Below are 12380 nucleotides of genomic sequence, written 5' to 3' on the forward strand. Positions count from 1 at the left end.
ATCCTGAATATGGAAGATGAAAAAGAAAAAGTATTTACAATAATTCAGAATTATTTAAAAATGCCTCCTGTTGTTATTTGGGGTTCAGGTGCTACGGTTCCATTTGGATTACCGAGTATGTGGAAATTAAATGAAATTATTAAAACTGATATTCGAGAGTTTGATCAAGATTGTGATAACCTAGAAATTGAGCTTGGAAAGGAAAAGTATATAGAAATAATGCCTCAAATTAGAAATATAATTTGGGATGCTATTTCTGAAGTTGATCAAGAAGTTCTACAAAAAGTTTTAATTTCAAACAATGTAGAATTTCATGGCATAAAAAAATTAGTAGAAAAAATTAGTGATGCACATCCAAAAGTCACAAACATTATTACGACAAATTATGATAGAATAATTGAAAATGTACTTTCATTTTATGGCATACCTTTTACGGATGGTTTTTTAGGAAAAGACCTTTCTATGTTCGATGAAAATTTATTTTCGGATAAAAACATCGTTAATATTGTTAAAGTTCATGGCTCTCTTAACTGGTTTGATTTAGATGGGGATATTCGTTATTTACAAAATAATATTAAAAATTCAGTTCCGCAAATTATCTGTCCAGGGAAAAATAAATACCAAGAAACATATAAAAGCCCATATAGAGAATTAATTCAAAAGTCTGATTTGTACATTAATTCTGCTAATAGTTTTTTAGTTGTTGGTTTTGGATTTAATGATGAACATCTTACACCCAGAATTAAAACAAAAATTAGGAAAGGAGTTCCAATTGTTGTGATAACAAAAATAATTTCAGAAACTTGTTTACAAGAAATTGAAGGAGCTGAAAAATATTTACTTATTGAAGAACATGACAAGGATAGTACTAGAGTAACAGTTAAAGAGAGAAATTTAGAGAAGCAAATAATTATTCTGGAAGGCAACTATTGGTCTTTAAATAATTTTATTGAAATAATATAAAAAAAATAAAAATTATGCAATTAGGTAAAGTTCAAAGTGTTGATACAGGAAATATCACTGTTAAGGTTGAAAGTGAAGAATTATTAAATAGTGTACAAGTAAATCAGATAATCCAAATTCGTTCGACAAAAACTGGTGAAAAAATTATAGGATTAATTTCTAAAATACTTAGAAAAGCTTTATCAGATAAAATTGATGAAAGTGCTGATGCTGATTTTGTTATTGAAAATGTTATTAAAGTAAATTTAGTAGGTACTTTTATAGAAACACAAGGAACTGCTAAAAACCTTTTTAAAAGAACATTGAATACTGTCCCGAGTATTAATGCTGATTGTTTTTTACTTATCGGAGCTGAATTAACAGAGTTTATGAGAACGATCTCTTCAAGTAGCGAAAACCCACTTAAAGTTGGTACTTACACAATTGCAGAAGAATCAGATGTAAATCTTGATGGAAACAAATTTTTTCAAAGGCATGCTGTAATAGTTGGAGGAACTGGTTCTGGTAAATCTTGGACAGTAGCAAATGTTCTTGAAAGTGCATCTAAGCTAAAATCTGTAAATAGTATAGTCCTTGATTTACATGGAGAATATTCTCCATTAAGTGCTTTGGATAATGTTTCTCTTTTAAAAATTGCAGGGCCATCAGATGATTGTTCAAATCCAAATAATATTTTTCTGCCTTATTGGCTTTTATCTTATGAAGAAATTGAATCTTTATTATTGGATAGAAGTGATAGTAATGCTCCAAATCAATCAAGAGCTCTTTTTGATTTAATCATTAAATTGAAAAAAGAAAAATTAGAGGTTGAGAATAAACAGGACGTTCTAAATAATTTCACGGTTGAAAGTCCTATTCCTTTCTCAATATCCCAACTGCTTCAAGAATTGGATGAAGAAGATCAAAAAATGATTGAAGGAGCACGAGCAAATACAGAAAAACAAGGTCCTCTTTTTGGAAAACTTACCAGATTTGTTCAGCGATTATCAAGTAAAAAAGATGATAAACGATTAAATTTTCTTTTCAATGAAGACCCAATTCTTTTAAAGTATGATTGGTTTAGTGAATTAATTAAGAAATTACTTGATTTTGGCAAAGGAAGTGGAATTAAAATTATAGATTTTTCAGAAGTTCCTTCTGATATTTTACCGCTTATAACAGGATTGCTAGCAAGGTTAGTTTTTTCAATTCAGCAATGGACAGATGAAGACAATAGACATCCAATTTCCATTTTTTGTGATGAAGCACATTTATATCTTCCAGCGAATGCAAAAGGGTCAATTGAAGAAAAAGGCTTACAAAGTTTTGAGAGGATTAGTAAAGAAGGAAGGAAGTATGGGGTATCATTAGTTGTGATTAGTCAACGACCTTCAGATGTAAGTAAAACAATTTTAAGTCAGTGTGGGAATTTCATAGCTATGCGACTAACAAACCCTGATGATCAAAATGTAATCAAAAGATTATTTCCAGATAATTTAGGAGACTTCGCAAATTTATTGCCAATTCTAGATATTGGAGAAGCCTTAATTGTTGGTGATGCATCATTACTTCCTAGTAGGGTTCAAATTGACAAACCAACTATCAAACCAAAAAGTGCTACTATTGATTTTTGGGATGAATGGTCTAAAGATAAAACTAGTGTCAATTTAGATTTGTCTGTTGAAGCCTTAAGAAGACAATCTAAAACATAGAAATATTATAAAAAAAACATATAAATCATCAAGTAACTTTAAGCGAAATAGGATAGGAATAAAACAAGATAAAAAAAGAGATTATAAATACGCTTACCGCAAATTTTGAATTCCAATCACATCAAACTGAAGAAGGAATTGAGTTTTGAATGGCAAGAGATATTCAATACTTACTATATTATACCAAATGAGATAATTTTTTAGCGGTAATTTTAAAGCAAAACAGCTTGTGAAATTTCTGGAGAAGGTATTGAGCATCATTCTGCCGACGTTGGTAAAACGATACAAATTAAATCATACCATTTTCCTAGCGTCCGGAAAATGGTATAAAAAGAACAAATAAGCAATTTTAAAACACAACAAAACCTTATTTATACAAATATATAGCGAATAGATAGATTTGAATCTGCTTATTATAAGGTGTTCTAAAAAAAATGACAAAGCAACAAATATATTTTGTCACAAATATTCACTAAATTTGTGACACATAACTAAATAAAATACCGTGCAATCCTCACATAATCAGGTAGAATTAAAGATTAAAAAGTCATCTAAGGGTAAAATATTTTTCGCAGATGATTTTGTAAAATTCGGCTCGTCAGAGAATATCCGTAAGGTATTGTCGCGTTTAGAAAAGGATGGTTTACTGGAGCGTTTGTCCCACGGTATTTATTTGCTACCTAAAAAAGATGAACTGCTAGGTACATTGTATCCTACCACAGAGGAAATTGCGATAGAGATTGCCAAGCGAGACAAAGCACGTATTGCCCCAACAGGTACATTGGCTTTATACCAATTGGGATTATCAACTCAAATTCCGCTTAAAGCAGTTTATTTAACAGATGGAGCGCAAAGAACCATCAATATTGGCAATCGTTCTATTCAATTTAAAAATACAGCCCCCCGCAATCTAGCCATCAAAGATCATTTACTGATGCTAATTGTTCAAGCCTTAAAAGAAATTGGTCAGCATAAAACAACCGATACTCATTTAGAAAAACTAAAGCCCTTTATTTTACAACTAGATCCTGAGTCCCTAAAATCTCAATTTAAGTTTGCGCCAGTTTGGGTGCAAAAAATAATTAGTAAACTAAGAAATTAAGCTATGTGGGTACACCTTACTAAAGAGCAAAAACAAAATATAATTAAACAAACAGCAGTAAAAACAGGCTTGCCTGACTATGCAGTTGAGAAAGATGCGTGGGTTTGTATTGTTTTGCAAGCTGTTTTTCAGTCAAAGTATGCCTCTCATATTATTTTTAAGGGAGGAACTTCGCTTAGCAAGGCATATCAAATTATCAATCGGTTCTCTGAAGATATTGATCTAATAATTGATAAAAGTTTTCTAGGTTTTGAAGCATTACCTTCAAAAATGGCGATCAAGAGGCTAAGAACAGCTTCGGGTTCTTTCATTATAAATGAGTTTCGTGAAGAGTTGATTAATCAATTAACACAACTAAATATCGCAGCCAATACTTATACTATCAAATACAATGACAAAGTAGATGATACCAGCGATCCCAACACTTTGGAGTTTTATTATGATCCACTGATAGAAAGTAATAACAGCTATATTCAGCCTAGAGTATTAATCGAAATGGGAGCCCGTTCTTTAACAGAACCTGTTGAGGAAAGGGAAATAATTTCATTTATAGATACCGAATACGCTCATCTTCCTTTTGCACAAAAAGCAACAAAGGTGAATGTGGTTGTGCCAACAAGGACTTTTATTGAAAAAGTATTGTTGCTGCATGAGGAATTTTTGAAACCAATTGATCAAATAAGAAGCGAGCGGTTGTCTCGTCATTTGTATGATATAGATAGGTTAGCGGATTCTGAATTTGCACAAAGGGCATATTCAGATCATTCACTTTTTGATCAAATTGTAGCACACAGAAAAGCCGTAACACCACTAAGAAATATAAGTTATGAATTCCACAAAAGAGATACTTTACAAATAATCCCGCCTGTTGAAGTTTATAATAATTGGGAACAAGATTATAAAACGATGCAGGAAAACATGATTATAGGTGAATCTAAGTCCTTTCCTAATCTTTTAGAAAAGATGAAAGAAGTAATGCAAAATTTCAAAACAAACTAAGGCATCGCAAGTTGGATCAATTTTAAATTATGAAATTTACCGAATCAAAATTAGAGGAAGCGTTTATAAGTTTACTAAAAGAAGAAAAAATAATTCATCTTGTGGGTGCGCAAATACGACAAACAGAATATCAAGGCACGTCAGAGCCTGAAACTGCGTACGGGCATATCGTAAGTGAAAAAGTGCTTATTATCGAAGATTTAAAATCCTACTTAAGAACTAACTATGCTACCGAAAGTATTACCGAAAATGAAATCGAGTCCATCGTTAGAGACTTAGAACGTCTCCCCTCTTCTGACTTATATGAAACGAACAAAGTTATCATGAAAATGGTATGTGATGGTTTTTTATTAAAACGGGAAGACCGCAACCAAAAAGATTTTTATGTGCAACTCATCGACTATTCTGAGGAAGATAAGAACATTTATAAAATTGTCAATCAACTAGCGATCAAAGGCTATGAAATGCGCATTCCTGATTTGATTTTGTACATCAATGGCTTGCCATTAGTCGTTTTCGAATTCAAAACCGCTATTCAGGAGAACACCACTATACACGACGCATACGTACAGTTAACGACACGGTACAAAAGAGATATTCCTGAATTATTTAAGTACAATGCTTTTTGTGTTATTAGTGATGGGGTAAACACCAAAGCGGGCTCTTTCTTCGCTCCCTATGAATTCTTTTATGCTTGGCGAAAAATTGAGGGCATGCAAAAAGAAGTTGACGGTATTGATGCTATGTTCACCATGATTCAAGGAATGTTTCAGCACAATAGACTGCGAGACATTATTCAAAATTTTATTTATATCCCCGATAGTTCCAAGAAAAACGAAAAAATTGTCTGTCGCTATCCCCAATATTATGCAGCAACTAAACTGTTTGAGAACATAAAAAAACACCAACGTCCAGAAGGCGACGGAAAAGGCGGAACTTATTTTGGAACCACAGGGTGCGGTAAAAGCTATACGATGTTATTTTTAAGTCGCTTATTAATGAAAAGCACTTATTTTGGCAGTCCTACCATTATTCTAATTACAGATAGAACTGATTTAGACGATCAGTTATCTGGACAATTTACCAACGCCAAAGGTTTTGTTGGAGATGATACGATTGTGAGCGTGGAAAGCCGATCTAATTTACGTGAATTGTTACAGGGTAGAAATAGTGGTGGTGTGTTTTTGACTACCATTCACAAATTTACAGAAGACACTAAGCTCTTAACAAATCGAACGAATGTTATTTGTATTTCGGACGAAGCGCACCGAAGTCAAACCAATTTAGATCAGAAAATAAAAGTAACCGAAAAAGGGGTATCTAAAACCTTTGGTTTTGCTAAATATTTACACGACTCCTTGCCCAATGCAACCTACGTTGGTTTTACGGGAACACCTATTGATGCTACAATAGATGTTTTTGGTGAAATTGTCGATGCGTACACCATGACAGAATCAGTAGCAGATGAAATTACAGTGCGTATTGTTTATGAAGGACGTGCAGCCAAAGTATTATTGAACAATCATAAACTCCAGGACATTGAAAATTATTATAGTCAATGTGCAGAAAGCGGAAGTAACGAAAACCAGATTGAAGAGAGTAAAAAAGCCATGACCCAAATGAATGCGATCATTGGTGATCCTACTCGATTAAAAAGTGTTGCAGAAGATTTTGTAAACCACTACGAAAACAGGATTGCAGAAGGTGCAACTGTAAAGGGTAAAGCGATGTTTGTTTGTAGCAGTCGTCCGATTGCCTATGAACTTTATAAAAATATTATTGCTCTTAGACCTGAATGGGCAGAAATTAAAATCTCTGATGGCTCAGCTGAATTAACCGAAAAAGAAAAGAAAGAAATTAAACCTTCTGAACGCATCAAAATGGTCATGACCAGAGGGAAAGATGATGAAGAGGAAATGTATCAACTTCTTGGCACTAAAGACGACCGTAAAGAAATGGATCGCCAGTTCAAGAATGAGAAGTCCAATTTTAAAATCGCCATTGTAGTTGATATGTGGTTAACAGGTTTTGATGTTCCTTTTTTAGACACGATGTACATTGACAAACCGATACAAAGACATAATCTTATTCAAACTATTTCACGTGTGAATAGAAAATTTGCAGGAAAAGAAAAAGGACTTGTAGTGGATTATATCGGGATTAAAAAACAGTTAAATTTAGCCTTGGCACTTTACAGCAATGGGGATTCAAATAATATTGAAGACATTGAACAATCTATTGTGGTTGTCAAAGATCAATTAGATTTACTAAATAAATTGTTTCACAAGTTAGACAAAGCAAAATACTTTGTTGGTTCTCCATTAGAACAATTACACACGCTTAATAAAGCCGTTGAGTTCGTACAGCTTACACAAGATTTAGAAAAACGATTCATGTACATCGTAAAACGACTAAAATCAGCTTACGATATTTGTTGCGGAAGTGGCGCTTTTCAAGAAATTGAACGTGATACGATTCATTTCTATTTGGCCGTGCGTTCCATTGTATTCAAATTAACCAAAGGCGTAGCACCAGACACAGCTCAAATGAACAGCCGAGTACGCCAAATGCTACAGGAAGCTATTGAAAGTAATGGTGTAGAAGAAATTTTTAAATTGGGTGAAGACAATCAAACGGAAGTAGATATTTTTTCGGATGATTACATGGCTAAGATTAACAAAATCAAATTGCCAAATACCAAAATCAAACTACTTCAAAAACTACTCGCCAAAGCAATTGATGATATTAAAAAAATTAATAAAATCACAGGCATTGATTTTTCTAAAAGATTACAAGCAATAGTTGACCGTTATAACGAACGCAAAGAGAGCGATGTATTAAATAGTGAAGTACTAGAAGAATTCACCGATGAAATTATTGATCTTTACTACGCTCTTAAAAAAGAGAAAGAATCTTTCAAAGATTTGGGTATCGACATTGAAGAAAAAGCTTTTTATGACATCTTAAAAGCCTTAGCCAAAAAATACGATTTTGTATATGCAGAGGACAAACTAATCGTACTTGCACAAAGAGTAAAAGACGTTGTTGACGATTTAACAAAATACACCGACTGGAGTAAGCGGGAAGACATCAAAGCAGAGCTTAAAGCAGACCTTATAGTTCTCCTTGCTGAAAATGGTTATCCTCCCGTAGATAGAGATGAAATTTATAAAGAGATTTTTGAACAGGCGGAGAATTTTAAGAAATACAATAGTTAATTAAGTACTAAATTTAAATTACAATAGATGGAAAAACCAAATGTAGTTTTAAAGTTGCAAGAGATTTTAAATACTGAATTGTACCTTACTGACTACATAGACGGAAGGTTTTTAAACATAAACAGATCAGTAAGTTTAGATGAAAACAATAATATTATAGCTCTAAACCTTTCAGATCTGCAAATCTCAGATTTAAAATTTCTACCTGACCTTAAAAATTTGCAATCTCTTTTTTTAGATCGTAACATAATTGGTGATTTAAGTTTTATTAAAAATTTAAAAAATTTAAAAAATTTAAGTTTAAATGGAAATAGTATTTCAGAGGTGAATCCTTTATCGGGTTTGATTAATTTAGAAATATTAAATTTAAGTGAAAATAAAATTTTAAACATTTCTACGCTAAGTAAACTAGCAAAAATTGAACACTTAAATATTGGTAGCAACTACATTACTGATATTTCTATAATTAAGAACTTTAAAAGTTTAAAAGTTTTATACGCTGATAATAACTCTATTTTAGATGTAAATTGTATATCGAATCTTATAAATTTAGAGCGAATATATTTAGCAAAAAATAAAATTACCGATATTTCAAGTTTAAAAAAACTAAAATATTTACAAGAATTTATATTTTCCAATAACCTTATTTTTGACTTAAGCCCCATACTTAATTTAATTAATAATGAAGATTTTACAAGAACATATAATTTTTTTGAAAATCCATTAATATATCCTCCTACAGAAGTTTATTTAAGAGGTGATTATCCAATATCCAAGTGGTTTGAGGTAATGTGTGAAAAAGCAAACATACGAATCACAGAATGTTTAAAAACTAATGAGACAACATTATGCCTAAGTAATTGTGGAATCACAGATCTCACTTTATTACCTAATTTATTTAAATGTATTCAGCTCGAAGAATTAATATTAAGTAATGATTGGGCCGAATATATTGATAATGACTGGATAAAAGTAAGTAGCCAAGATTATGCTTTGGAGAATAATTTATACGAAATACCAGCTCAAATATCGAAATTAAAAAAATTAAAAAGGCTAGTGATTGGTGGTGATTGGAAAAATGACAAAAGAAAAAATAGTTGGAGAATTCGTGACGTTAAAAACCTTGATAAGTTAACTAATCTCGAATACTTAAATATTAGTAATAATAAAATTTGTTCTATTACAAGTCTTAAAAAATTAGACAAACTCAAACATTTTCATATTAATAATAATAAAATAAGTTCAATCTTTTTTTTAGCGCATTTTAAGACTTTAAAGTCATTAAATGCTAGCAATAATATTTTAACAAATATTAGCTTTTTAAAAGATTTAAAATCGATAGAAATGTTGGATTTACATTCCAATAAAATAAAAAACATTAATGATTTAGAAACTATTTTATCCTTACTCAAAAAGCTAGTCATTGATCATAATCCTTTTTTAAGTGAACAAAACTGGAAGCTTTCAAAATATGAAAACCATCTTAGTACTGTTGAGAATTATTTTAGTAAAAAGAATGCTAAAGAAACTATAAACTATAAACTTCCAGTGAAAGTTTTATTATTGGGGAATCATGGTGCTGGAAAGTCTACTTTACTAAATTACTTAATAGCACCCAATAAAAGAGTCAGAAAAATAATAGAACAAAGTGATAGCACACATATTGTGAGGATTGAAAAATATCCTAGAACAAAAACTAAAAAACTGCCTGAGATAATATACTTTGATTTTGGAGGTCAAGATTATTATCATGGAATTTATAAAGCATTTTTAACAAATGACGCTATTAATATTTTATTATGGAATTCAAAAACAAATGAAAATAAAATTCGAATAGACAAGATAAACAATATTCTTACCAGGGATTTTACAAAAAATTATTGGTTGCATCAATTAAAGCATCAATATAGTGATAAAGCAAATGTTATAAGCAATGATGAAATATTAAAAGATGAGGTGGTGTTAATTGCACAAACTCATGCTGATGAAGATCTTAGAATTACAGAAAACACAAATATTAAAGGCATCAATATAAAGAATGAATTCCATATCTCTTTGAATCAAGATTCTATAGATGCAAAAAACATTCATAAAATTAATTTAGATTTTCTTGAGTCAAATCTTAATAATGAAATAGAGGAAAAGAAAAGTCAGAGTAATTATAATATACTTCAACCGAAATGGTATGGAGTTTTTTTAAATTTTATTTTTAGCTTTCCATCCGAAAAATGTATTCATCTTAATGAATTATTAAAAAACTACAAACGCAAGCCAGAAAAGAATGAAACCTACGCAGATATTTTGAACTTTTTAATTGAAGATCTAGATCAATTGCACAAGCAAGGTTTGATTTTATACTATAAAAATTTTAACGAATTAAAAGATGTGGTATGGTTAAACCCTTCATTACTTACCACTTTCATACATTCTAAAATTTTAACTAAAGAGGATTTAATTATAAATAGAGGTGAAATAAGTGAAGAAAAATTCCTTGATATCGCTAATAACGATCTTAAAATCATTAAATTACTTCAACTGCAAAAGGTCATATTTCACAATAAGGAAAATAAAAAATATATTATTCCTAGTTTTTTACCACTAGCAAATGATATTAAAGTGAAAAACAATTACGACATTTTGACTTTTGGACTTGATGAACCCGCCTTCACATTAAAATTTGAAAACTTTATACCCTTTGGTATTGTAAATCAGTTAATTTGCCATTTCGGAAATAATCCAGACAGTAAAAATTTCTGGAGAGATCAATTAATATTTACTTTGAATAATTCAGTTAAAGTTTTGATCAAATTAGACTTTAATAATTTAGAGATATTCGTTTTTTTAAGTAATAAAAACCTAGCAAACAGAGATTTACAAATTGTCGAAAGATATATTTTTAATTGCTTAATTGCAATTTACCATGATGTTCCATTGCTAGCATTCAGAGATTATCAGAATGACCAAATGAGTATAACAACAAATACTGAAAGTGATAATGTTTTATTAAAGAAAAAGCCATTAGTTAGAAATTCGTTAACCGTTAATTTCATTGGTATTATTAACAAACTTCCAGATGATTTATATATATCACTTGACAATGAATATTTTGTAAAGGGCACTATGTTGAATTCTGTCAAAGATGAATTTAGAATCTCTTCTATATCAACAAAAGCAGAGCCAACACAAAAAAGTCCCGAAACTGGCGAAAGTTATATCATTAGAACACTATCAAATATTCATTCAAAAGAATTACCCATTTATAAATTCCAAAATTTCACCAATCAAAATTTAAGAAAATTGAAAAAAATATTTATATCGTATTCAAAAGATGACTTATGGTTAGTCAATGAATTTCAAGATCATCTATCATCTTTAAAAAGAGATGGTATTATTTCAACTTGGTATTGCACAGAATTAATTGCTGGTGGTGAGTGGGATAAAGATATTACAAAACATTTTGAAGAGGCAGATATTGTTTGTTTTATGGTAAGTTCTAATCTAATGCGAACTGATTATATTCATAAATATGAAATAACCAAAGCTTTCGAAAAGAAGAAAAAGGACGATAGCTTTAAGATAGTTCCAATTATTTTAGATTTTTGTAGTTGGAGTACCTTAAATAATGATTTAAGCAAATTTACAGCTTTACCCTATACAGCAAAGCCAGTTTGTGATTTTGATAACAAAAATATGGCTTGGTATATAATTGTTGAATGCCTTAGATTCATGATTGCTTCTAATCAACAACCAACAAACGATGATTGGTTTAAAGAAAAGGATTTACCAAAAAATATTAAAAACATCTACGAAAGAATTGTCAATAAATCAGTAGATAAGGGCAACAGATGAAATTATTGATTTGTATTATTCTTTGAAAAAGGAAAAAAAATCCTTTAAGCATATTAGTATTGATTTTGTAAAAAAGCCTTTTACGACATTTTAAAGAATCTAGTAGTTTAATACGACTTAGTTAATTTGAAGATATATTAATCGTTTTAGCCCAAAAGGTGAAGCTTGTATTAGACGACAAAACCAACTATTTCGATTGGAGTAAAAGAGAGGATATGAAAGCATAGTTAAAAGTGGATTTAATTATTTTACTTACTTAGAGCGGCTATCCACCTGTGGATCTTGATGAAATCTACAAAGAGATTTTTGAACAAGCAGAGAATTTTAAGAAGTAAATTAAAGAGTAGAAAATATCACTTGTTTAATTTCTTTATAATTCAAAATTAATTTCTTGAAATTTATAGTCTTTAATTTCAATAATTGGAGATGATAAAAGCTTAACTTTATGAACTAAATTATGAAATGGATAAACCAGTTGATGATGTGCCACTCTTTCCAGTAAAAAAGAGGTACGGATTCCGGTTGAAGATATGCCACTTTTTAAACTTAAATTAGGAT

At 30.5% G+C, this 12380-nt stretch carries 7 protein-coding genes; 6 read left to right on the top strand and 1 reads right to left on the bottom strand.

Features of this window, described 5'->3' with window-relative positions:
• Nucleotides 1–9 precede the first annotated feature (9 nt).
• From IWX83_RS13110 to IWX83_RS13135, 6 genes are all read left to right on the top strand, one after another.
• Nucleotides 10–963 (top strand): SIR2 family protein, encoded by a 954-nt coding sequence (locus tag IWX83_RS13110; RefSeq protein WP_196830227.1) that lies wholly within the window; start codon nucleotides 10–12, stop codon nucleotides 961–963.
• 14 nt (nucleotides 964–977) lie between these two features.
• Nucleotides 978–2654: an ATP-binding protein gene (locus IWX83_RS13115; RefSeq protein WP_196830229.1), complete on the top strand. Its 1677-nt coding sequence runs from the start codon at nucleotides 978–980 to the stop codon at nucleotides 2652–2654.
• A 505-nt stretch (nucleotides 2655–3159) separates the two neighbouring features.
• Nucleotides 3160–3756 carry a DUF6088 family protein gene (locus IWX83_RS13120; RefSeq protein WP_196830231.1) on the top strand — a complete coding sequence of 199 codons (597 nt, stop codon included), beginning with the start codon at nucleotides 3160–3162 and terminating at the stop codon, nucleotides 3754–3756.
• A gap of 3 nt (nucleotides 3757–3759) precedes the next feature.
• Nucleotides 3760–4755 carry a nucleotidyl transferase AbiEii/AbiGii toxin family protein gene (locus tag IWX83_RS13125; protein WP_196830232.1) on the top strand — a complete coding sequence of 332 codons (996 nt, stop codon included), beginning with the start codon at nucleotides 3760–3762 and terminating at the stop codon, nucleotides 4753–4755.
• A 26-nt stretch (nucleotides 4756–4781) separates the two neighbouring features.
• Nucleotides 4782–7973: a type I restriction endonuclease subunit R gene (locus tag IWX83_RS13130; protein WP_370568420.1), complete on the top strand. Its 3192-nt coding sequence runs from the start codon at nucleotides 4782–4784 to the stop codon at nucleotides 7971–7973.
• Nucleotides 7974–8000: 27 nt separating this feature from the next.
• The gene (locus IWX83_RS13135; protein ID WP_196830236.1) at nucleotides 8001–11822 is read left to right on the top strand and encodes a COR domain-containing protein; all 3822 of its coding nucleotides are present in this window, start codon (nucleotides 8001–8003) and stop codon (nucleotides 11820–11822) included.
• Between the two features lie 370 nt (nucleotides 11823–12192).
• Here IWX83_RS13135 and IWX83_RS17280 read toward each other — a convergent pair.
• The coding region (locus tag IWX83_RS17280; RefSeq protein ID WP_231380013.1) for a hypothetical protein at nucleotides 12193–12380 on the bottom strand (188 nt) is incomplete at its 5' end.

The organism is Flavobacterium sp. CG_9.1 (genome assembly GCF_015751645.1).
In the GTDB taxonomy this organism is placed as follows: Bacteria; Bacteroidota; Bacteroidia; order Flavobacteriales; family Flavobacteriaceae; genus Flavobacterium; species Flavobacterium xanthum.